Source organism: Rhizobium sp. P43 (assembly GCF_056730705.1).
In genome coordinates this window covers 1303770-1326598 of record NZ_CM161539.1, presented here as the reverse complement: position 1 = coordinate 1326598, position 22829 = coordinate 1303770, and the positions used below count along the sequence as shown (strand labels likewise).

20 protein-coding genes are annotated in these 22829 nt (G+C 62.1%); 9 read left to right on the top strand and 11 right to left on the bottom strand.

Annotated features, from left to right (window positions below; genetic code table 11):
* Positions 1 to 2: 2 nt before the first annotated feature.
* Positions 3 to 500: a hypothetical protein gene (locus tag AC1PUL_RS06525; protein ID WP_480467336.1), complete on the bottom strand. Its 498-nt coding sequence runs from the start codon at positions 498 to 500 to the stop codon at positions 3 to 5.
* Positions 501 to 663: 163 nt separating this feature from the next.
* Here AC1PUL_RS06525 and AC1PUL_RS06520 point away from each other — a divergent pair, with 163 nt between their 5' ends.
* Positions 664 to 2298 carry a SulP family inorganic anion transporter gene (locus AC1PUL_RS06520; RefSeq protein ID WP_480467334.1) on the top strand — a complete coding sequence of 545 codons (1635 nt, stop codon included), beginning with the start codon at positions 664 to 666 and terminating at the stop codon, positions 2296 to 2298.
* A gap of 6 nt (positions 2299 to 2304) precedes the next feature.
* Here AC1PUL_RS06520 and AC1PUL_RS06515 read toward each other — a convergent pair whose 3' ends face one another.
* The 3 genes from AC1PUL_RS06515 to recA form a co-directional block, all read right to left on the bottom strand.
* Complete coding sequence (locus AC1PUL_RS06515; protein WP_480467333.1) at positions 2305 to 3555, bottom strand: GGDEF domain-containing protein; 1251 nt, start codon at positions 3553 to 3555, stop codon at positions 2305 to 2307.
* 138 nt (positions 3556 to 3693) lie between these two features.
* Positions 3694 to 6351, bottom strand: coding sequence for an alanine--tRNA ligase (gene alaS, locus AC1PUL_RS06510; RefSeq protein ID WP_480467332.1), 2658 nt, complete (start codon positions 6349 to 6351; stop codon positions 3694 to 3696).
* 152 nt (positions 6352 to 6503) lie between these two features.
* The gene (gene recA, locus AC1PUL_RS06505) at positions 6504 to 7592 is read right to left on the bottom strand and encodes a recombinase RecA (protein ID WP_298467927.1); all 1089 of its coding nucleotides are present in this window, start codon (positions 7590 to 7592) and stop codon (positions 6504 to 6506) included.
* Positions 7593 to 7834: 242 nt separating this feature from the next.
* Here recA and AC1PUL_RS06500 point away from each other — a divergent pair, with 242 nt between their 5' ends.
* Entirely contained in the window at positions 7835 to 8779 is a 945-nt protein-coding gene (locus AC1PUL_RS06500; RefSeq protein WP_480467331.1) for a carbohydrate kinase family protein, read from the top strand.
* 29 nt (positions 8780 to 8808) lie between these two features.
* Entirely contained in the window at positions 8809 to 9735 is a 927-nt protein-coding gene (locus AC1PUL_RS06495) for a pseudouridine-5'-phosphate glycosidase (protein ID WP_480467330.1), read from the top strand.
* Between the two features lie 82 nt (positions 9736 to 9817).
* On the opposite strand, the gene cckA is transcribed toward AC1PUL_RS06495, so the two are convergent.
* The gene (cckA, locus tag AC1PUL_RS06490; protein WP_480467328.1) at positions 9818 to 12442 is read right to left on the bottom strand and encodes a cell cycle histidine kinase CckA; all 2625 of its coding nucleotides are present in this window, start codon (positions 12440 to 12442) and stop codon (positions 9818 to 9820) included.
* A 256-nt stretch (positions 12443 to 12698) separates the two neighbouring features.
* Between cckA and AC1PUL_RS06485 the strand changes: the two genes are divergently transcribed.
* Complete coding sequence (locus tag AC1PUL_RS06485) at positions 12699 to 14162, top strand: flagellar biosynthetic protein FliO (protein ID WP_480467326.1); 1464 nt, start codon at positions 12699 to 12701, stop codon at positions 14160 to 14162.
* A gap of 120 nt (positions 14163 to 14282) precedes the next feature.
* Here AC1PUL_RS06485 and dksA read toward each other — a convergent pair whose 3' ends face one another.
* On the bottom strand, positions 14283 to 14702 hold the full coding sequence (gene dksA, locus AC1PUL_RS06480) for an RNA polymerase-binding protein DksA (protein ID WP_185809764.1): 420 nt from the start codon (positions 14700 to 14702) through the stop codon (positions 14283 to 14285).
* Between the two features lie 276 nt (positions 14703 to 14978).
* Here dksA and AC1PUL_RS06475 point away from each other — a divergent pair, with 276 nt between their 5' ends.
* The 4 genes from AC1PUL_RS06475 (at position 14979) to AC1PUL_RS06460 (ending at position 18866) form a co-directional block, all read left to right on the top strand.
* A complete protein-coding gene (locus tag AC1PUL_RS06475; protein WP_480467325.1) occupies positions 14979 to 15473 on the top strand; it encodes a SixA phosphatase family protein in 495 nt (164 codons plus the stop codon).
* Positions 15474 to 15598: 125 nt separating this feature from the next.
* Positions 15599 to 17071, top strand: coding sequence for a YcjX family GTP-binding protein (locus tag AC1PUL_RS06470; RefSeq protein ID WP_480467323.1), 1473 nt, complete (start codon positions 15599 to 15601; stop codon positions 17069 to 17071).
* Positions 17068 to 18174, top strand: coding sequence for a YcjF family protein (locus tag AC1PUL_RS06465; protein ID WP_480467322.1), 1107 nt, complete (start codon positions 17068 to 17070; stop codon positions 18172 to 18174). The genes AC1PUL_RS06470 and AC1PUL_RS06465 overlap by 4 nt, the downstream gene beginning before the upstream one ends.
* 140 nt (positions 18175 to 18314) lie before the next feature.
* Complete coding sequence (locus AC1PUL_RS06460) at positions 18315 to 18866, top strand: hypothetical protein (RefSeq protein WP_298467950.1); 552 nt, start codon at positions 18315 to 18317, stop codon at positions 18864 to 18866.
* A gap of 27 nt (positions 18867 to 18893) precedes the next feature.
* Here AC1PUL_RS06460 and folK read toward each other — a convergent pair whose 3' ends face one another.
* From folK to folP, 3 genes are read right to left on the bottom strand one after another with little or no spacing between them, the layout of a single operon-like run.
* Positions 18894 to 19418 (bottom strand): 2-amino-4-hydroxy-6-hydroxymethyldihydropteridine diphosphokinase, encoded by a 525-nt coding sequence (gene folK / locus AC1PUL_RS06455; protein ID WP_480467321.1) that lies wholly within the window; start codon positions 19416 to 19418, stop codon positions 18894 to 18896.
* Entirely contained in the window at positions 19399 to 19770 is a 372-nt protein-coding gene (gene folB / locus AC1PUL_RS06450) for a dihydroneopterin aldolase (RefSeq protein WP_298467959.1), read from the bottom strand. The genes folK and folB overlap by 20 nt, the downstream gene beginning before the upstream one ends.
* Positions 19767 to 20642, bottom strand: a complete 876-nt coding sequence (folP, locus tag AC1PUL_RS06445) for a dihydropteroate synthase (RefSeq protein WP_480467320.1) — start codon at positions 20640 to 20642, stop codon at positions 19767 to 19769. The genes folB and folP overlap by 4 nt, the downstream gene beginning before the upstream one ends.
* Positions 20643 to 20746: 104 nt before the next feature.
* Here folP and AC1PUL_RS06440 point away from each other — a divergent pair, with 104 nt between their 5' ends.
* Positions 20747 to 21373, top strand: coding sequence for a DUF922 domain-containing Zn-dependent protease (locus AC1PUL_RS06440; RefSeq protein ID WP_480467318.1), 627 nt, complete (start codon positions 20747 to 20749; stop codon positions 21371 to 21373).
* 291 nt (positions 21374 to 21664) lie between these two features.
* Here AC1PUL_RS06440 and AC1PUL_RS06435 read toward each other — a convergent pair whose 3' ends face one another.
* A complete protein-coding gene (locus tag AC1PUL_RS06435; RefSeq protein WP_480467317.1) occupies positions 21665 to 21985 on the bottom strand; it encodes a 2Fe-2S iron-sulfur cluster-binding protein in 321 nt (106 codons plus the stop codon).
* A 115-nt stretch (positions 21986 to 22100) separates the two neighbouring features.
* Positions 22101 to 22475, bottom strand: coding sequence for an Hpt domain-containing protein (locus tag AC1PUL_RS06430; RefSeq protein WP_480467315.1), 375 nt, complete (start codon positions 22473 to 22475; stop codon positions 22101 to 22103).
* Positions 22476 to 22829 lie beyond the last annotated feature (354 nt).

Genomic DNA, 22829 nt, shown 5'->3' with positions numbered 1-22829 from the left:
GTTTACAGCTCCCCAAGGTCGCTCCCGGCATCGACATCGGCAAAACGCTTGCGGATTTCGGCACCCAGCCTCCGGCCGGATATATGGTACCCGGATAGCGGCAAGGCATAAGACTCCAGGCGGTCCGGCTCCTCCTCGTCGAGATAGTCGATATCGATCACCCAGACGCCGGCCACCCGTCGCTGTGCGAGCTCGACCATGTTGGCCCAGGCAATCCGACGATCATGGCGATAATCGATCAGCTCTTCATTGTTGAGTTCCACGGCCGGCTTCATGGCCGACGCAATCCCCCGCCAGCCCCGGCGCAACCCGAAGATGGCCAGAGAGAGAAGGGCGAGATAAAGCAGCAGGATAGGGCTCGCCCAGTCGCCACTGAGAAGGCCGGCAAGCAGCCCGCCGAAGGCCACGGACAAGAGGATGGCGGACCCCGCCGCCCATAGGACGGCAAAGCCGCGGCGCGGATAGGCGATGAACGTGGGATAGATGGTCTCGGTCTTCATGCCGGTCCACCATAGGCAAAATCAGCAGAGGCGAACAGTCCGGGATCAACCGATGGGAGAGTATCCCTTTGGCCATGTTGTCAAAAGCCGGGACTCAGCGTCCTATGTCATTTCGGAATGGCGGGAGGGGCCGGCCATGTCCTGAACGGCGAGCACGACCAGCATGACCGACGTTATCCTGCCCAAGACAATCAGTGTCTTTCGTGAAGGCTACGGGCCTGCCCGCTTCAAGGCGGACGCGCTTGCCGGATTGACGGTTGCGATCGTCGCCCTGCCACTTTCGATGGCCATCGCGATAGCTTCCGGCGTCACCCCGGATCGGGGGCTCTATACGGCGATCATCGGGGGCTTTCTCGTCTCGCTGCTCGGCGGTAGCCGCCACCAGATCGGCGGACCGGCAGGTGCCTTTATCGTATTGGTCAGTGCAACCGTTGCCACCCACGGCATTGATGGCCTGCTGCTCGCGACCGCAATGGCCGGACTGATGCTGATCGCCTGCGGACTGCTGAGGCTTGGCGACTACATCAAGTTCATTCCCTATCCCGTGACCGTCGGCTTTACGGCCGGCATTGCGGTCATCATCTTCGCCAGCCAGATTGGCGAACTGCTTGGCCTGACCTTTCCAAACGGCGAACCCGGACCGCTCGCCGAAAAGCTCGGCGCGATCGTCGCCGCACTTCCGGAGTTTTCACCCTCGGCGGCAGCGATTGCGGTTCTGACCATCGCCATCATCCTCATCCTGCGCCGCACGCGGCCGACCTGGCCGGGCCTCTTGATTGCCGTCATCGTCGCCTCGGCGGCCGCAGCAGTGCTGCAACTGCCTGTCGCCACCATCGGCTCGAAGTTCGGCGGTATTCCCTCCGGTCTGCCGCTGCCGTCCCTGCCTGTCATCACCCCGGAGCTGGCGATCGCCGTGCTCCCCGATGCCATAGCTTTTGCCTTGCTCGGTGCCATCGAATCCCTGCTCTCCGCTGTCGTCGCCGATGGCATGACCGGTCGGCGTCACCGGTCAAACACCGAACTGGTGGCGCAGGGCATCGCCAATATCGGGTCGGCTCTGTTCGGCGGCATCTGCGTCACCGGCACCATTGCCCGCACCGCAACCAATGTTCGGGCGGGTGCGACCAGCCCCGTGTCCGGCATGCTGCATGCGGCCTTCCTTCTCGTCTTCATGCTGATCGCTGCCCCGCTTGCCGCCTATATTCCGCTCGCGGCCCTCGCAGGCGTGCTTGCGGTCGTCTCCTGGAACATGGTGGAGAAGTCGGCGATCGCGGCGCTTGTCCGCTCCTCGCGCGGCGAGACATTGATCCTCGCCGTCACCTTCCTGCTCGTCGTCTTCCGTGATCTGACGGAAGGCATCGTCGTCGGCTTTTCACTGGCGGCCCTGCAGTTCATTCATCACATGTCGAAGAACATCCGGGTGACGGCCGAGGGGCCGGAAAAGCCTCTGGATGCGACGGATAGCGATACCGTGACCTATCGCCTCGACGGAGCCTTTTTCTTTGGTGCTGTCGCCGCCGCAGGCGCCGTGCTCGACCGCATCGGTGACGACCACCGCAATCTCGTGCTCGATTGCTCCGGCATCCGATTCGTCGACACCTCAGGCGTCAATCTGCTCGCCAGCGTCATCCGCAAGGCGATACGGCAGGGAGTTGAGGTTTATGTCATCACCGAGCGGCGTGAGTTGAAGACCATGCTGCACCATCAGGAAGTGCCGGAACATGGCGTCCACTTTGTCGAGACGCTGGCTGAGGCACGCGCGCAGATCGCACAGACGCAGACGCATTCCCCAAACTGAAGGCGCTCAGGCTGCGGAACGGGAGGCAGGGTCGGCAAATTCCGGTGCCGGAGTCACGGCCTTCGAAGACCTGTCCAGCACGCGGCCGGCCTCCTGACCACTCCAGGTTACGCTATTACGCCCCGCCTTCTTGGAGGCGTAAAGCGCCTTGTCGGCCAGCGCCAAAGCCTGGGGGAAGTCCAGCGGCCCCGGCGGCAACAAGACCGCACCAATGCTGACCGTTACCTTCGGCAAGGAATGATCGTCACCGACGATCATCTCAGCAACACTCAGCCTGAGATCTTCCAGCAGGTCCGCTCGCTGTCCAATATGCCCTGCCGGCAGATAGATACCGAACTCCTCACCGCCAAGCCGCCCAACGATGGACCCTTGCGGCATGGCCCGAGACAGCAAACGGCCGAGTTCCATCAGGACCAGATCGCCCGCACCATGGCCATGGGTATCATTGATACGCTTGAAATGGTCGACATCGACAAGCGCCAGCACGGCACCCTCAGTTGCACCAGCCCTGGAAGCGCGAAGCGTGGCGATGGAATCGATGAAGGCCCGCCGGTTTTTCAGACGCGTCAGGCCGTCGGTCTCGGAGGCGATCTTGTATCGCTGCGTGGCTCTTTCATGAACCATGCCCAAAACGGCGAGTGCGGCAAGCAGACCCTGAACGAAGAAGCCGAAGGTCATGATCCCGTACCAGAGTGGGGCATGGCCGGCCACCAGTTGAACCGGTTCCACCATCAGCAAGGGCAGCCGAACCAGATAGGCGGCACCGTGTGTGCCAAATGCGAGAATGGCAAGCATGCGCGCAGGCAGGGGCTCGCGCCGCTGACCGCGCAACAGCACTGGTATGATCAGGAACGAATAAAAGGCATAGAGCACGGAGGCGACGAGGAGACGCATCCCAAGGTCCGTGGAAAAACCAGGAAGCGCGAACAAGGACAGCCAAACCACGGCGCCGGCAGCCGCAACCAGACCCGCGCCTTTGCGCGGCTCCTCTTCAAACGCCTGACACCCCATCCAGATCAAACCCAGGCTGTAAATGCCAAGGGCGTTGCCAACACCAAGCGCCAGAAGCGGCGGCGCCACATCACGAAGACTGACGAGCACCATGCCCAGCGCGCCAGCGGAGAAACCAAGCGACCACAGTCCAAGGGCCCGATTGTCCCGCTCGGTTGCCCAAAGCAAGGTCAGGAAAGCGGCAAGGATGATCAGCGTTGCCGCGAGGCAAACGGTGAGGGTCGGAATGTGGAAGACTGCGGCCAAGTCAAGCACCTCTAAGAGGCCCTACCGATATCGCAGAAGACTGAAGAAAACCCAAAACCGATCGGTAAATCTCGATTCTCTTAAACAAAAAAAAGGCCGAGCAAAGCCCGGCCTTGATGGACAGAAATCGTCTATGGCTCAAGCAAGCGCTGCTTCGACCGCCGCAATCGCTGCTTCCGCCTGGGCTCCATCCGGGCCACCGGCCTGCGCCATGTCGGGACGTCCGCCGCCACCCTTGCCGCCAAGCGCAGCGGAGGCCACACGAACGAGGTCGACAGCGCTGAAGCGATCGGTGAGATCAGGGGTCACCGACACCACAGCACTCGCCTTGCCATCTTCGGCGACGGCGATCAGCACGACGACAGCGGTCGCCAGACCGGCCTTTGCCTCGTCCGCCATGCCCTTCAGGTCCTTGGCGTCGATACCGTTCAGGATGCGACCGATGAAGTTGATCCCGTTGACCTGCTTCGGCGCTTCAGCGCCTCCGGAAGCACCGCCGCCCATGGCGAGCTTGCGCTTGGCGTCTGCCAGTTCCTTTTCGAGCTTGCGGCGCTCTTCGACCAGCGCCTCGACACGGGCGACGACATCGGTCGGCTGAACCTTCAGCGTCGAAGCGAGTGTCTTCACGCGTTCGTCCTGCTCGGCAAGATAGGCGCGCGCCGCCTCACCTGTCAGCGCCTCGATGCGGCGCACACCGGCACCGACGGCGCTTTCGCCGACGAGACGCACCAGGCCGATATCGCCGGTGGCCGACACATGCGTGCCACCGCAGAGTTCCGTCGAATAGCTCTTGCCGGCCTTTTCGCCGCGCACGGCCGTGCCCATCGAAACAACGCGGACCTCATCGCCATACTTCTCGCCGAACAGCGCCATAGCGCCTTCCGCAATCGCGTCATCGACGGCCATCAGACGGGTGGTAACAGGCGAATTCTGGATGATGATTTCGTTCGCCATCTCCTCGACCACCTTCAACTCCTCAGCCGAAATCGGCTTCGGATGCGAGATGTCGAAGCGCAGGCGCTCGGGGGCGACCAGCGAGCCCTTCTGGGCGACATGGGTGCCCAGCACTTCGCGCAGCGCCTCATGCAGAAGATGGGTCGCCGAATGGTTCGAGCGCAGGCGCGAGCGACGCGCATGGTCGACATTCAACTGCACCGCGCCGCCGGCCTTGACCACGCCGTTCTGAACCGTGGCGACATGGACGAAGACGCCCTCACCCTTCTTCTGGGTATCGCTGACGGAAAGCGAGAAGCCCTCGCCGACGATTTCGCCGGTATCGCCCATCTGGCCGCCGGATTCACCGTAGAACGGCGTCTGGTTGACGACGACCTGGACACTCTCGCCGGCACTCACCTGCTCGACGACCTTGCCGTCCTTGACGAGCGCAAGGATCTGGCCTTCGGCGGTTTCGGAGCTGTAACCAAGGAATTCGGTCGCGCCGAACTTTTCCTTGAGCTCAAACCAAACAGTCTCCTGGGCCTTGTCACCAGAGCCGGCCCAGCTGGCGCGGGCCTCGGCCTTCTGGCGCTGCATGGCGTCGTTGAAGCCGGTGAGATCGACGCCGATGCCGCGGCCGCGAAGCGCGTCCTGCGTCAGGTCGAGCGGGAAGCCATAGGTATCGTAGAGCTTGAAGGCGGTCTCACCATCCAGGCTGTCGCCCTTGTCCAGCGACGCAGTCGCATCGGAGAGCAGCGTCAGGCCGCGCTCCAGAGTCTTGCGGAAACGGGTTTCCTCAAGTTTCAGCGTCTCGGAAATCAGTGCTTCGGCGCGCACCAGTTCCGGATAGGCGCGGCCCATCTGCTGAACGAGAACCGGCAGCAGCTTGTAGATGATCGGATCCTTGGCACCGAGCAGCTGCGCATGGCGCATGGCGCGACGCATGATGCGGCGGAGCACATAGCCGCGGCCCTCGTTCGACGGCAGAACACCGTCGGCGATCAGGAAGGCAGACGAGCGCAGGTGGTCGGCAATCACGCGGTGGCTTGCGCGACGCTCGCCCTCGGCCTTGACGCCGGTGAGGTCGACGGAGGCGTCGATGAGCGCGCGGAACAGATCGATCTCGTAGTTGTCGTGGCGGCCCTGCAGCACGGCGGCGACGCGCTCCAGACCCATGCCGGTGTCGATCGACGGACGCGGCAGGTTGATGCGCTCTTCCTTCGTCACCTGCTCATACTGCATGAAGACGAGGTTCCAGATTTCGATGAAGCGGTCACCATCCTCTTCCGGCGAGCCCGGAGGACCACCCCAGATATGATCGCCGTGATCGTAGAAGATTTCCGAGCACGGACCGCAGGGACCGGTGTCACCCATGGCCCAGAAATTGTCGCTGGTCGGGATGCGGATGATCTTGTCGTCGGAAAGACCCGCGATCTTCTTCCACAGGCCATGTGCCTCGTCGTCGGTGTGGTAGACGGTGACCAGAAGACGATTGCGGTCGAGGCCGAATTCCTTGGTGATCAGGTTCCAGGCAAGCTCGATGGCGCGCTCCTTGAAGTAGTCACCGAAGGAGAAGTTGCCGAGCATCTCGAAGAAGGTGTGGTGGCGCGCGGTATAGCCGACATTGTCGAGGTCGTTGTGCTTGCCGCCGGCGCGAACGCATTTCTGCGCCGTCGCAGCCGTCGAATAGGGGCGCTGCTCGAGACCGGTAAAGACGTTCTTGAACTGCACCATACCGGCATTGGTGAACATCAGCGTCGGATCGTTGCGCGGCACCAGCGGGCTGGAGGAAACGACCTCGTGACCGTTCGTCTTGAAGTAATCGAGAAAAGTCGACCGGATGTCGTTTACACCGCTCATGTCACGCCCTTCATTCAGGCCGGGAAGCCGGCCAATTTGCAAAATCAATGGCTTTTATCGCCCGGCTTCATCCCTGTCCAGCAGCCGAAACGAAAACCGGCCGCGTCTCGAAGGAAACGCGGCCGACACAATAGTCGAAGATGGACAGCAGTTTACGCGTCGTCGGCAACATCACCGTCATTGGCGTCGGGCCCGCCGTTCTGAAGGAATTTTTCCGCGATCAGGCCGGCATTCTGGCGCAGCGCCATTTCGATCTCCTGGGCGACGGCGGGATTGTCGCGCAGGAAGAGCTTGGCATTCTCACGGCCCTGGCCGAGACGCTGGCTGTTGTAGGAGAACCAGGCCCCCGATTTCTCGACGATTCCAGCCTTGACGCCGAGATCGACGAGCTCGCCGGTCTTGGAGACGCCTTCGCCATACATGATGTCGAATTCGACCTGCTTGAACGGCGGCGCCATCTTGTTCTTGACGACCTTCACGCGGGTCTGGTTGCCAACGACCTCTTCGCGGTCCTTGACCGCGCCGATGCGGCGGATGTCGAGACGCACAGAGGCGTAGAACTTCAGCGCGTTACCGCCGGTCGTCGTTTCCGGCGAACCGAACATCACGCCGATCTTCATGCGGATCTGGTTGATGAAAATGACCATCGTCTTCGACTTGGAGATCGAGGCGGTCAGCTTGCGCAGCGCCTGGCTCATCAGGCGAGCCTGCATGCCCGGCAGGCTGTCGCCCATTTCGCCTTCGATTTCAGCACGCGGCGTCAGCGCTGCAACCGAGTCGACGACGAGAACATCGATGGCGCCGGAACGAACCAGCGTGTCGGTGATTTCCAGCGCCTGTTCGCCGGTGTCGGGCTGCGAGATCAGGAGGTTCTGCAGGTCGACACCGAGCTTGCGGGCATAGACCGGGTCAAGCGCATGTTCGGCGTCGACAAATGCGCAGATACCGCCCTTCTTCTGGGCTTCTGCAATGGTCTGCAGCGCCAGCGTCGTCTTACCCGAGCTTTCCGGACCGTAAACTTCAATGATGCGCCCCTTGGGCAGGCCGCCGATGCCGAGCGCGATATCGAGGCTGAGCGACCCCGTCGAGACCGTCTCGACTTCGACCACGCTCTCGTTCGCGCCGAGCTTCATGATCGAGCCCTTGCCGAACGAGCGTTCGATCTGCGAGAGCGCCGCTTCCAATGCCTTGCTTTTATCCACCGATTTGTCCTCTACAAGCCGCAAAGAATTCTGTGCCATTTGATCCACCTTTAGGTTATTGAGGCCGCATAGGCAATGAAGCCGCCGATGGGGAATATGTACTCTTTTTGTTCTCATTTTGCAAGAGCACGCGAAGCGATTGATATAAAATCGCTTTTTGAGGCGTGTTCGAAATCTGTTCCGCCGCTTCCCAAGGCGGATCAGGCAAATGGGCTGATCGGCTGCCGCGGTCCGGATCGCAGCGCTTCGATTCGTCCTTTCACGGTCGCGGAGACGAGAGCATGACGGTCGAGATTGTAGCGATCGGCGGCGCCCATATCGATCGGCGCGGACGCCTGTTCGGCGACACGAAACCCGGTGCCAGCAATCCCGGCCACTGGTTCGAGGAAGCCGGCGGCGGCGTCTTCAACGCGGCCTGCAATCTCTCGCGGCTCGGTCGCGCCGTCCGGCTGATTGCCCCGCGCGGCGGCGATGCTGCCGGCCAGATCGTGGCAGAAGCAGCAGCCCGAGCCGGTCTCGACGACCAGCCGGTCATTTTCCTCGACCGCGCGACGCCAAGCTATACGGCCATCCTGGAACGAGATGGCAATCTGGTGATCGCGCTTGCCGATATGGCGCTCTATGATGCGTTTTCCGCGCGTCGCATCAAGGCGAGATCCCTGCGCGACAGCCTTGCCGAAGCAGGCCACGTCCTGACCGATGCGAACCTGCGTGCTGACACGCTGTCTGCTCTCGCCAGCGCCTGCCATGCAGCGGGGCTCGGCATATCCGCGATTGCCATTTCCCCGGCCAAGGTGGTGAAGTTCGAGGCGGCCCTGCCCTTCCTCACCCATCTCTTCATGAATGGTGCAGAAGCCGAAGCCATTGCCGGCAGGCGCGCCGAGCAACCTGAGGAATGGCCCGACCTCCTGCGTGCGAAAGGCCTGAAAGGCGGCAGCGTGACGAGCGGCAGCGGCCCGACCATTGCCTTCGACGAGACGGCCATCGCCCTGATCGAGCCCGCACCAATTGCCGAGATTGCCGATGTCACCGGCGCGGGCGACGCCTTTGCAGCGGGTTTCCTCAACGCGCGCCTCTCCGGCGCCTCACTGGCGGAGGCGCTGCGTTATGGCACGGCAAGCGCCGCCATCACCCTGAAATCGCCCCATGCAACTGACGAAAATCTCTCGCAGGAGAAGCTGCAAAGACAGTTGGCTCTTGTCCCGCCGGCCCGTTTCCTGTCATGAGAACCTGAAAATATAAGCGGAAGATCCCCATGACCCGTTCCATCTCCCCCCTGTTGCCCATCACCTATTCGAGCGAAGTGAGCGCCGCCAAGCAGCGCGGCGCCCCAATCGTGGCACTTGAATCCACCATCATCACCCATGGCATGCCCTATCCGGGCAATCTGCAGATGGCCCGCAGCGTCGAGGACATCGTCCGCCAGCAGGGTGCGGTGCCGGCAACCATCGCCGTGATCAAGGGCGTGCTGCATATCGGCCTGGAGCCGGCAGAGCTTGAGGCGCTGGCGCAGATGGAAAACGTGATGAAACTTTCGCGCGCCGATCTCGCCTTTGCGATTGCCGAGCGCCGCAACGGCGCAACCACCGTCGCCGCCACCATGATCGCCGCCGCCCGCGCCGGCATCTCTGTCTTTGCCACAGGCGGCATCGGCGGCGTGCATCGTGGTGCCGAGGAAAGCTTCGACATATCAGCCGATCTTGAGGAACTCGCCCGCACCGCCGTGATCGTCGTCTCGGCCGGCCCGAAGGCCATCCTTGACATTCCGAAGACGCTGGAAGTGCTGGAAACGCGCGGCGTGCCCGTCGTCACCTATGACAGCGAGGACTTCCCGGCCTTCTGGTCGCGCAGCTCCGGCCTCAAGAGCGTCTTGAACCTGCCGAGCCCGGCGGCCATCGCCAATTTCCAGAAGATGCGCGACCAACTCGGCATTGACGGCGGCATGCTGATCGCCAATCCGGTGCCGGAAGCCGACGAGATCCCGCGCGAGGAAATGGAAATCTACATCAGCCGCGCGCTTGCCAATGCCGAACGCGACGAGATCGCCGGCAAGGCAGTCACCCCTTACCTGCTCGACAACATCTTCCACCTGACCGGTGGCCGTTCGCTGAAGACCAACATCGCGCTGGTCGAGAACAATGCGCGGCTTGCCGCCGAAATCGCCGTTGCCATGAACGGCTGAGCGACAAGCACACCGCCACAACGAAAGACCCCGCCGGAGCCATCCGGCGGGGTCTTTCGTTTCGGATGTGTCGAAACCGGTGTCAGCCCTGCCCGTCGAGCATCTCACGCACGGCTACGGCAAGCTGCTTCAGCGAGAAGGGCTTGGGCAGGAAGCCGAACTTGGCGTCCGCCGGCAGATTGCGGGCAAAGGCATCCTCGGCATAACCCGAGACGAAGATGAACTTCAGATCCGGATACTTCTTGCGCAGCTCGGTCAGCAGCGTCGGGCCATCCATCTCGGGCATGACGACGTCGGACACGACGATATCGACCTCGCCCTCAAGCTCTTCCATGATGTCGAGCGCCTCGACCCCGGAGCCGGCCTCGTGAACCGTGTAGCCGCGCGTCTCCAGCATCCGCTTGCCACCGCGACGCACGGCCTCTTCGTCCTCGACGAGCAGGACGACGGCCGACTTACCCGTAAGGTCCGGCGCGTCCTGCACATCGGCAGCGCCCTTGACAGAGGCTGCGGGAATGGTCTCGCCATGAGCGGCCCCAGCCACGGCCTGCGCTTCGACATCGGGCTGAACCTCGGGCACATGGCGCGGCAGGAAGATGCGGAAGGTGGTGCCTTTGCCGACTTCCGATTCCGGATAGATGTAACCGCCCGACTGTTTGACGATGCCATAGACCATCGCAAGCCCGAGGCCCGTGCCCTTGCCGACTTCCTTGGTGGTGAAGAAGGGCTCGAAGATCTTGTCCATGATTTCGGGCGCAATCCCGGTTCCGGTATCGGCGACTTCGACCAGAACCATATCCTCGGACGGAAGACCGCGATAGCCGAAGCCGGTGGCCTCGTCGGCGCAGATATTGCGCGTCGACACCGTGATCGATCCGCCCTCCGGCATCGCATCACGGGCATTGACGCAGAGATTGATCAGCACCTGCTCGAACTGCGAAAGGTCCGTCTTCACCGGCCAGAGGTCGCGGCCATATTCGACCTTGAGCTTGACATTGGTGCCGGAGATCAGCCGGTCGACCAGCATGCGGAGATCGCCGATCACGTCCGTCAGATTAAGCACGCTCGGCCGCATCGTCTGCTTGCGCGAGAAGGCAAGCAGCTGGCGCACCAGCACGGCAGCGCGGTTGGCATTGCGCTTGATCTCCATCAGGTCGGCAAAGCTTGCGTCAGACGGACGCGCCTGCAGCAGCAAGTGATCGGAGGACAAGAGGATCGCGGTCAGCACGTTGTTGAAGTCATGCGCAATGCCGCCGGCCAGCGTGCCCACGGCATTCATCTTCTGCGTCTGCGCCATCTGCGCCTCAAGCGCCTTCTGGTCAGTCACATCGACGGCATAGACGATGGCCGCCTCTTCAGGCGCCTCGTCACTCTGGTCGATCACGGCATTCACATAGAACCGAAAATGCCGGCTATCGTTTGTCGGGTGACGGCTGTCGATCGGCGCAATATCGACCTGACGGTCCATCGCAGCGGCCAGGGCGTTGCGGAAACTGTCGCGCTCGGTCTCATGCAGCACGACTTCGATACGCCCACGCCGTTCGATCTCGTCTCGCGATATCACATCCGCGAAAAGCTTCATGAACGGCGCATTGGTCCTGAGGATGCGACCTTCGCCATCGACCGAGGCAATCGCCATCGGTGTATTGTTGAAAAAGCGGGTGAAGCGCATCGAGGCGACGGAATCCGAATGATCCCCGCCCTCGCTTTGCGTTCGCGCCAGCACGATCGACCGGCTCTCGCCCGGCGCACCGTCACGAGCAGCTCGGACCCGATGCACGAGGCGCACCGGCAGGCTCTGGCCATTGACCCGGCGCAGATCAAGATCGAGCGTTTCCGTGCGTGCCTGCCCCGGTTCGGCCTGGACGGAATTGATCAGCGCCATGCCCTCACCCGCAACCAGGTCGGCAATCGTCATCGAGCCTGGATTGAACTGGGTGAGATCGACGCCCAGCCATTCGGCCAGCGTGGCATTCAGATAATAGATTTCACCCTTGCGGCCGGCAGAGAAGAAGCCCGCAGGCGCGTGGTCGAGATAATCGATCGCGTGCTGCAGCTCCTTGAAAAAGCGCTCCTGGTCGTCGCGCTCCGCAGTAATGTCGGAGATCTGCCAGATATGCAGCGGCTTGCCGCGCCCTTCGCCGGGCAGAAGCCGGGCCTTGAGGCGATACCAGTGGGCTCCCGATCCGTTGATCGTCTGGCTGCCAAGCGGCTTCAGCAGCCGGAATTCCTCGTAGCTGTCGCGCCCCTCGCGCAGACCATTGGTCAGGCGGTACAACGCCTCGCTCGATTCGCGGTAGCGCGACAGCAGCGCCTCAAGCGTCTGCACCTCGGTTGCCTTGCGTGCGCCGGTCATGGTGCCATAGGCGGCGTTGGCGAAAACAATGCGGCCTTCGGGATCGGTGATCAACGTCCCCTCGGGCTGGCTAGCGAGGAAGCCGCGAGCCAGCGAGTCGCTGTTCGACTGAGGCATCACCTCGACAAAGCCGATCACGGCCGAGACGATGAAGAAGATCCCCATCATCGCCAGGATGCCGAGCACGCCCAGCACCACCTGGTTGTCCAGCTGGTCGCGGAAAAAGATGAAGGCGGCGGATGCCGCGATCAGTGCAAGTGCGAGCAGAAGGATGCGCAGCGCCATGCCGACGCCACCACGGCGATCGACCAAGGGGGCGTCTCCATCGCGATCGAACTGCTGTCGTGTCATTGATGCCTCTTGCCTTTGCGCACGGACGATCCGACCAAGCGAGAATCGGCGCAATCATCTGTTTAGCAACTTGCCGTAACCGCAAAAAGCAAAGAAAGGGCCAGATCGCCCCGCGGGCCAGCTCTCCCACAGGAATGCCGCATTCATGGCCAATTATCTCCAGGCTTTTTCGCGATCGGGGCACCGACACAAGCACTTATGCTAGATTGCGGACCAGGCCGTCTTCTGCCAGAAAGCCAGTCAAAAGGAGCACGACATGCTGAATGACTTGATCTCGGCCTATGGCGATCGTTTTCTCGTTGCAGCGCTGGGCGTCAGCCTGGCCCTTCTCTGCCTGTTTGTCGTGCTCTGGATCCTGCGCAACCGGGCACCCTCTCCCTTCGTGCGCGGTGGCCGCAACCGCCAGCCCCGGCTTCAGGTTCTGGACGCTGCAGCGGTCGACACGCGCCGTCGCATCGTTCTGATCCGGCGCGATAATGTCGAACATCTGGTCATGATCGGCGGTCCGACAGACATTGTCATTGAAAGCGGCATCGGCGACGAGCGCCCCTATCTGAATGCCCAGACAGTTCTGCCACAGGCAGTAGCCGAACAGCAGGAACTCCCGAAACCCGCCCAACAGCCAGCACTTGCGGCGAGCGACGCACCGGCACAGCCGGTAGCAGTGCCGGCTCCTGCAGCCGCAGCCGGAACCGCCACCATCGAGCCGCCGGCAAGGCGGGCACCCATGCCCGAGCCGGTGCGACCGGTCGCATCTGAGGCACCGCTTCGTCCGCAGCCGCAGTCTCAGAGTGTCGCCGCCGAACGCCGCCCGCAGCCCGCGCCCGTCCGCCCGCCAGAACCCTCGACACAACGTCAGACACCGACAGAAGCGCTTCCGCCGGTCGCAGCTGCGGCTGCCACCCCCATTGCGGTTGCCGCCGGCCCGGTCGCGGAGCCGCCACGCTCTGTGGTGATGGGCGCGCCGACAATTGAACCAGTCGCTGTTTCCGGACCGATCGCGCAGCCCTCCGCGCCGGACGTGCAACCCATGCGACCATCAGCCAGGCTTGAACCCGTGGTTGCCGCCGAAGTAGAACCCGTGATGACCGCGCCTGTTTCTGACGCGGCGCCTGTGGCTCCAGAGCCGAAGACTGTTCCCACCGTACAAGCTGATACGGCAGCGGTTACGCCGCCGGTGGAGCCAATGCGGCTGGACGCCATCGAACCGATGATGGCTGAGGCACCGAAGCCTGTCTTCTTCGAAGACGTCAGGCGCGACCATGTCGAACCCGAGGTCGTGCTGCCGCCAGTCATTGATGCTCCGGTCGCAGAAGACGTGCTGGAAGCCGCGCGCCAGCGGGTCCTCGCCCCGGCCCCAGCACCGGTCCAGACCCGCCTCGTCGAACCGCAACAGATCGAACCGGTGATCCAGCGCCAACCGCCGATCGCGGCCAACGAGCCGGCCACTCGTGACATGAGCGATTTCGAGCGTGTGCTCGAGGAAGAAATGGCACTGCATCTGGCAGCCGATCCGGCACCCACGCCGGCGCCGTCACTGCCGCCGATACTGCCCGAGACCCGTGCCGACAGGCCACGTCCGCCTGTTACGGCCATTCTCCCAGAGGCAGGCCGCGCGCCGAACGGAACGCTCAACGCGTCCCAGCAGGGCCAGGAACCGAATCTTCAGAACGAGATCGCCCGGATCTTCGGCGAGATGTCGGCGAGCCGAAACACGTAAACACCGAAATCCGTAACAGCTGGCCAGCTACCGTGTCACGGTAGACTGGCCGTAAACGCAAAAAAGACCCGCCATTGGCGGGTCTTATAAATCATACTTATCGACTTGGGCTTTCGCGCCTCACTCGTCGCGATAAACCTTCTCGCGACGCTCGTGGCGCTCCTGCGCTTCGATCGACAGGGTTGCAATCGGGCGGGCGTCGAGACGCTTCAGGCCGATCGGCTCACCGGTCTCCTCGCAATAGCCGTAGGTCCCGTCCTCGATACGCTGAAGGGCGGCATCGATCTTGGAAATCAGCTTGCGCTGACGGTCGCGGGCGCGAAGTTCGATGGCTCTGTCGGTTTCGGAGGAAGCCCTGTCGGCGAGGTCAGGGTGATTGGCGCTTTCTTCGGCGAGGTGGTCGAGTGTCTCGCGCGCTTCCCGGAGGATGTCGTTTTTCCAGGCGATAAGCTTGGCCCTGAAATAGGCCCGCTGGTTCGCGTTCATGAACTCTTCGTCCTCGGAGAGGACATAATTGCTAAGATTGATCTTCTCACTCAACGCGATTCTCCTGAAGAACATCTCAATGGGCGGGTGTATATCCTTTCAAGGCAAGCGGTTCAAGCCTTCAGACTGTTTCGGAGGCATTTTTAAATCTGTTACATTTTTCATCTAAATTTCTATTTTTTAAGCATAATTTTCTTTCCGAGCATGACAGACCGACCTAACGGCAGATCGTGATAGGATGATCGAGCTACGCCCTGCGGATAGTTGACGGCATGGGCTAAGAACCGGTACTTCAGATGAGAGCAAGATCGCACGCGGAAACCTCAACGGATGACGCCCTCCATTCAACGTCCCAAGCGCATCTATCTGCTGCGCCACGCGAAATCCGGCTGGGTGGAGCCTGGTGGTCGCGACTTCGATCGCAGCCTGTCCGATGCCGGCTTCGCTGAGGCCGAGCTGGTGGCAGATGCGGCCGCTGATAGAGGCTACCGGCCTGATCTCGTCGTATGTTCGACCGCCAAACGCTGCCGGCAGACTGCCGATGCCTTTAATCGCGTCTTTTCCGGACTCGTCGAGTTCCGCTATGTCGATGCGCTCTACAACGCACCCGCCGAAATATATCTGGAAATCGCGCGATCCACGCAGGGCGTCGAGGGGCTCATGCTGGTAGGCCATAACCCCGCTATGGAAGAAGTCTTCGCAAACCTCTGCGGCAACGATGTCATGGCCCGCACCGTGCCGGAAGGCTATCCCACCTCGGGGCTTGCCGTCATCGACGCGGCAAGCGACGAAACCTACGCCCTGCGCGATTTCCTGGTCGGCTGAGCCCTCGCTGGCCTGCTACTTGCCTCTTTTTTGCGCCGCAACCGCCGCCTATATGAGAGGCAGAGGGCGCTCACGGTCTTGTGCCGACGTCGCGCCTTGCCCGCCACAGCCAGCAGGACATGACCTTGCCCCCTTCCCTGACCAGCCTGACCGACGAAGCCGCGATCGCGCTAGACAATCTCGCCGATCGCGCCGCCCACCTCGTCCACCCGACGATCAGGCTCGGCGTGACCGGACTGTCGCGGGCGGGCAAGACGGTTTTTATCTCGTCGCTGGTGCATAATCTCCTGCATGGTGGTCGCCTGCCGCTCTTCGAACCGCTGCGCTCGGGCCGGATGACCGGGGCCACCCTGCAGGAACAGCCCGACGATGCCGTCCCGCGCTTTCAGTACGAGGATCATATCCGGGCTCTCGTCGAAGAGCGCGTCTGGCCGGATTCGACCCGCGCCATTTCCGAGCTTCGCCTGACGATCGAATACAACAGCGCCAGCAGCTTCAGCCGGATGTTTTCATCCGGCAAGCTGTCGATCGATATCGTCGATTATCCCGGCGAGTGGCTGCTCGACCTGCCGCTGCTCGCCCAGGACTATCGCACCTTTTCCGCCAATGCGGCCATGCTCGCCGAAGGCGGTGTGCGCGCCGAACTCGCACAGGAATGGCTGGCCCTTGCCGCCGCCGTCGATCCGGACGGTCCCGCGGATGAAATGACCGCGCGCCGTCTGGCTGAAGCGTTCACGACCTATCTGCGACGCTGCAAGTCCGACGAACGTTCGCTCTCGACCCTGCCGCCGGGGCGTTTCCTCATGCCGGGCGATCTCGAAGGTTCGCCAGCGCTCACATTCGCGCCCCTGCCCGTCATCCCGGAAGGACGGGCGGCGAAGGGATCGTTGCGGGCGATGATGGAACGCCGCTTCGAGGCCTACAAGACCGTCGTGGTGAAGCCCTTCTTCCGCGACCATTTCGCAAGGCTCGATCGGCAGATCGTGCTCGTTGATGCGCTGCAGGCCATCAATCGCGGCCCGGAGGCCGTGCAGGACCTCGAACGGGCGCTGGGCGACGTGCTCGCCTGCTTCCGCGCCGGCTCCAACAACATCCTGACGTCCCTCATCCGTCGTCGCATCGACCGGGTACTGGTGGCGGCCACCAAGGCCGATCATCTGCATCACGAGAGCCATGACCGGCTCGAGGTGCTGACACGAAGGCTCGTCAACCGTGCCATCCAGACGATCGGCATGAGTGGTGCTGGCATCGAGGTCATGGCGCTTGCCTCTGTGCGGGCGACTCGCGAGGCCAACGTCAAGCAGGACGGCCATGACCTTCCGGTCATCGTCGGAACGCCGATGGCCGGTGAGCGCATCGGCGACGAAGTCTTCGACGGCAACCGCAAGACGGCCGTCTTCCCGGGCGACCTGCCGCGTGATCCGGAAGCCTATTTCCGCTCCGTGGACGCGGGCGATGCCTCGGCCGCCCTGCCCGATTTGAGCATCGTGCGCTTCCGCCCACCGCAGCTCGACAACAAGCAGGGCGTCACCCTCTCGGTGCCGCATATCCGCCTCGACCGGGCACTGCAATTCCTGCTGGGAGACCGTCTCGCATGAAGAAACCGACAGTTCCCCCGATCGGTACCGCCGGCACGCCGACACCGGATCTCCAGCGGCGGCCCGCAGCCTTCACCGTTCAACCCGATGAAGAGACAACCCGCCCGACCGAAGCCCTGAACCGCCCGCCGCGCAGCTTTGCCGGCGATGTGGTCATTGTCCCCGACGAAGAAGATCCCTTCCTCGCCGCCGCAGAGGACATGCCGCCGGTTCCCGTCGCAGAACCCCGGCACAGACGGTTTTCCTTCGCCAAACTGGCGACAGGCGCCTTCGGCATCCTTCTGTCGCTCGCCTTCGGCCTGTGGGTCGACCGCCTGGTGACGGATCTCTTTGCCCGGGCCGACTGGCTCGGATATCTGGCGCTGACGGTGCTAGCCGTCGGACTGATCGCGCTCGCGATCGCCGTGGGACGCGAGCTTGTCGGCCTGTGGCGCCTCGACAAGGTTCAGGATCTGAAGGCCGAGGCGGAAGCCGCAGCCGAGAGCGGAAAGCGCAAGCAGGCAGCCTCTGTTGTCAAGAAATTGACTGGCCTGGTCGCCCATCGCGCCGAAACCGCGCGCGGCCAGAAAACGCTCGCCGCCGTCGAAGACGACATCATCGACGCGCCACATCTGATCGAGCTTGCCGAGCGCGAGCTTCTGGCGCCGCTTGATCTCAAGGCGCGCGCGCTGATTCTGAATTCCGCCAAGCGGGTTTCGGTGGTGACTGCGGTCAGCCCGCGCGCCGTAGTCGATCTGGCCTATGTCCTGTTCGAGGTCGTGCGCCTCGTGCGCGCCATGGCGGATCTCTATGGCGGCCGCCCCGGCTCCTTCGGCATGCTGAGACTTTTGAGGGACGTCTTTGCCCATCTCGCGGTGACCGGCTCGATCGCCATCGGCGACGGCCTTGCCCAGCAGGTACTCGGCCATGGCCTTGCGGCGCGCCTTTCGACCCGCCTCGGCGAAGGTGTGATCAATGGCCTGATGACGGCGCGCATCGGCATCGCCGCCATGGATCTCTGCCGCCCTTTGCCGTTTCGCGCAACAAAACGCCCCGGCATCGGCGACTTCATCGGCGACCTCACACCGTCGATGACGGGCAAGGATCGCGACAGGAAGGGCTGAGACCGGCGAGCCAGACCGCGAGACCCGTGACTTTTGCCGGTTGTCGAGAACGGCTTTTGAGGGTAATGGCAATGATGCATTAACCATTTTTCCGCTAGGGTCTTCGCGGGGTTTCTGGTTTCTCGTACCAAGGCAAATCGATGTTCTCTCGCTCCTCGACATTCGGCCGTTGCGCCGCCATCCTTGCCGTTGCCGCACTCATGCCGGTCACGGTTGCCGATGCCGCTTCTCGCGACAAGCGCTTCTTCGAATCCGTTGCTGGGGTCTGGAAAGGTCCGGGCGAGATCGTTGCCGGAAAATACAAGGGCACGAAGTTTACCTGCAACCTCACCGGCCTGCCGGCCGAGGGCAAGGAAACCGGCCTGAAGCTCGACGGCACCTGCCGCGTCGGCATGTTCAGCCAGCCCATGTCTGCGGTGATCTCGCAGGCCGGCGGCAGCTACAAGGGCCAGTTCCTGGATGGCGCCGAGGGCAAGGGTCTCGACATCGTTTCGGGCAGCGTGACCGGCAACCGCGCAGTCATGGGCATCAACAGGAACAAGCTGAACGGCGCCATGGTCGCTCGTCTTGAAGAAGACGATGCGATGAACATCACGATTTCGGTGAAGGTCGAGGATCGCATGATCCCGGTCATCGGCCTCAAGCTGAACCGGCAGGCAACCGCCATGGCAGAGACAGCCGAAAACGACTGACAGGCCGACACCCCTATCGCCTTGAATTCAACCGCGCCACCAGGCGCGGTTTTCGTTTGCGACAGCAATCCCCGTCTGGTCCGCCAGACCAAGCCATGTCGAAACGGACTTTCCCTTCACCACCAGGTCCGGATCAATATCGGCCAGCGGCAAAAGCACGAAGGCGCGTTCGGTCATGCGCGGATGCGGAACCTTCAGGTGCTCGGCATCGATCGTTCTGTCGGCAAATGTCAGGATGTCGATATCGATGGTGCGCGGGCCCCAGCGTTCGACACGCACCCGCTTCATCGTCCGCTCGATCTCGAGACAGGCCGCCAGCAATTCCTGCGGCTCGAGCAGCGTCTCGACGGCAGCACAGGCATTGTAGAAATCGGCCTGATCGGTCTTGCCCCAGGGCGGTGTGCGGTAGAGACGTGACACGGATGTGACGCGACAGTCATGCCGCTGATCAAGGCGTCGCAGCGCATCGGCCATGGCGGCGACAGGATCACCGATATTGCCGCCAAGTCCAAGCGTTGCCGCCTGAAAGCCCTTAATTCCGGTATTGCTCAACGCTCACCTGTACATGGTCGAGAATGCCGGCGATCGGAGCGCTCGGCTTGCGCACGGTGATCCGGCAGCGCAGAATTTCGGGAAACCGATCGAGAAGCCCCCGGGCGATTGCAAGCGCCAGCGCTTCGATGAGCTGCCGGCGGCTGCCGGTGACGATGTCGCGGATCACCTCGAAGGCAATCCCGTAATGCACCGTCCCTTCCAGCGTGTCGGTCTCGGCAGCCTGAATGGCGTCCACATCGAATTCCGCGTCAACGAAGAAGCGCTGACCGAGGACGCCCTCTTCGGGGAAGACGCCGTGATGGGCGAAGAAGGCGCAGTTTTTCAGGGTGATGGTGAATACACCGCTCATGCAATTGATCCCTTTGCCGCAGCATGTCGCCGCTCGGCCAGTAACATAGCATCGGCGACCAGCAGCGCGTCGCGGTTGATCGCGACATTGTGGACGCGGAAAACGGAGGCGCCCTTCAATCGCAGCGCAACGGTGGTCGCAGCAGTTGCGGCATCCCGGTCCCGGGCATCGCGACCGGTCAATGCACCAAGGAAGCGCTTGCGCGACGTGCCCACAAGAAGCGGCAATCCAAAACCGTGAAGCTCTTCGAAACGCGCCATCAGATCCATATTCTCCTCGGTTGTTTCCTTGGCGAAACCGAAACCGGGATCGAGCATGATTGTTTCGCGCCGAATGCCGGCGCGCGCGGCAATACCAAGCGACAGGTCGAGGAAGTGCCTCTGGTCGGCGATCGGATCAGCAAGCTTGTCCCGGCCACGACCGGTATGCGTGATGCAGAGCCCCGCACCATGGTCCGCGGCAACCCTCGCGATATCGGGTTCACGCTGAAGGCCATGCACGTCGTTGATGATGTGGGCCCCCGCCTCAACCGCTGCCCTTGCGGTGGCAGCGCGATAGGTATCGATCGAGATCAACGCATCAGTCTCATGTCGAAGCCGGGAAATGACCGGCACGACGCGCCCGATTTCTTCATCAACACTGACTTCCGCCGCGCCCGGCCGCGTCGACTCGCCGCCGATATCGAGAATGACAGCCCCCTCGTTGATTAAGGTCAGCGCGTACTGAACGGCCGCATCGACCGTCTCGTGCAGGCCACCATCGGAGAAGGAATCAGGGGTCACATTGATGATCGCCATGATTGCACCGCGCTCTGTCAGATCGAGTGAGCGGCCCTGGCCAACATGCCAAATTGTCTGATCAACTCTGGTCACCCGACCCCTGTATCCTCTCGACGGAAAACCGCGAAGCTGCGATAGTGCAGAACGGGTCTGGCTATGCCCCAAGGGCGCGGCGAATACAACATGCGGAAAAAAGAATGAAGCACACCCGCCGTCTTCGGACCGCCGCCGTGTTTGCGGTCATGACCGGCCTCTCCCTGCCGCTCTCGGCCAGCGCCGAAGTTGTCGTCCAAAAATCGATCACATACTTTCAGATCGGTGGCCGCACTGCCGCCGAACTCGACGCCGAAATGGCGCGCAAAGGACCATTGACCCAGGCGACAGGCAGTCGCCACCCCGGCGCCACACAGATCCGCTTCGGGGGTGACCTGACCTATACGCGCCGTGGAAACCGATGCGCCATCGATGATGTGCGCGTAACGGTCCAGACCAAACTCATTCTCCCACGCTGGAAAAACCGCAAGACGGCATCAAAGGAGATGGCGCTGCTCTGGGATGCTCTGGCCGCCGATATCAAGAGACATGAGGAACGCCATGCTGAGATTGCCCGTCAGCATGCGAGGATGCTTGAGCAGCAACTGATGAAGCTTCGACCGGAGCGCGACTGCGAAGTCCTGCAGGATAGGGTCTCGGTCGTGACCGACGAGGTCACACTCGCCCACGACGAAGCACAGATGCGATTCGATCTGATCGAATCCAAGAATTTTGAAGACCGTATGTTGCGGATCCTCCGATACCGGCGCGAGAGCCAGGAAAACCAGTAGAAATCACCCCTCAAACTCGGGGGTATCTGTTGCGCGAACGCTGCGCCTTGCACGAGGCTTGCGCCCGCGCCTGTGAATAACCGGCGATTTCTCGGCGTGGCTCTTGATACAAATCTGAAATATAAGTGTCATCGAATACGTTGATTAAGCGTACCCGATTTCCCCGTTCTCCCGGCGCGTCCTGGTGCCACAGGCGCTTCCTCCCTCGCCTGCTTGGCGATGCGCCCCCTTGCCCCGCTTTCGTCAAACGAGAGCGGGGCCTTTTTTTGGTGTAAGCGCAACCGCTTCCGGTCAGCCCTGGCGTTCGGGGACGTGAACGACCAGGCCTTCCAGCGCGGCCGTCACCTTGATCTGACAGGAGAGCCGCGACGTCGGACGCACATCGACGGCGAAGTCCAGCATATCCTCTTCCATGGCCGATGGCTGGCCGACCTTGTCGGTCCAGGCCTGATCGACATAGACATGACAGGTGGCACAGGCGCATGCGCCACCACATTCGGCATCAATCCCGGGGACCGAGTTGCGCACGGCATTTTCCATGACCGTGGAGCCCTCGGCCGCCGCGATATCGAAACGAGTGCCGTCGAATGCAATGATGCTGATATTTGCCATGAGTTCCTGTCCAGACTTCGCCATGTGGAAAAACCGGCGAAGTCATCCCCCAAATCGGATAGTCAGTCAACTCACGCCGAAGCGAAGATGGGCATCTGCGACGCCCTGGCAGAGATCAGCGCGCGAGCTTCAGGATGAAGTGTTCGGCTTCGAGCACAGCTGAGGATATGGAAGCGAGCGTATCGGGATTTGCGCCCTTGGTCTCGATCAGATCGGCGGCCGAGGCAACCCGCAGCGCGCCCACGGCGATGGCTGCATTGCGCAGGCGATTGGCCGCAGCCTTGACCTCCACTTTGCTACGCTGTCCAGTGAGAGCAACGAGACAGCCCCGCGCCTGACGCGCAAACATCTGTAGGATCTCGATTTCGACGGATTTGTCGCCCTTGGTCTGGGTCGCAAGATGAACGAGGTCGATGGGCCGCTGCTGCGACGGGGTCAAACCGTTCAGATTGTCGGGAGCTTCAAATGCGATATTGACTGCGGCTGCCATGAGGTGATCCTTCTTTTCTTGTTCTTGGTGGCTTCAGTTTGCGGCAGCGACGTGGGCATCCCGTTAAAAATCCTCGGCGTCGCGCCAAAAAGCTCATTCTATGGTTAACGCGAATTAAACCCCGAGACAGACTGGCTTTTCGGCCGAAACCTTGATTGAAATACTGTTAACAAGGGGCATGACCCAGGGAGCGCCGGAAGCGCATTAATTGTATCGGATGACCAAATGTGTCAGTACGATACGGTTGATTGGGTCGAGACGTGTGCGCTCTGTCCCGAAGCCAGTCGGTGCGAGTACTTCCGGCGGGAACGCTGGCAGCGCAAGCGGCCGTACTGCAAGAAGAAGAGATTTCGT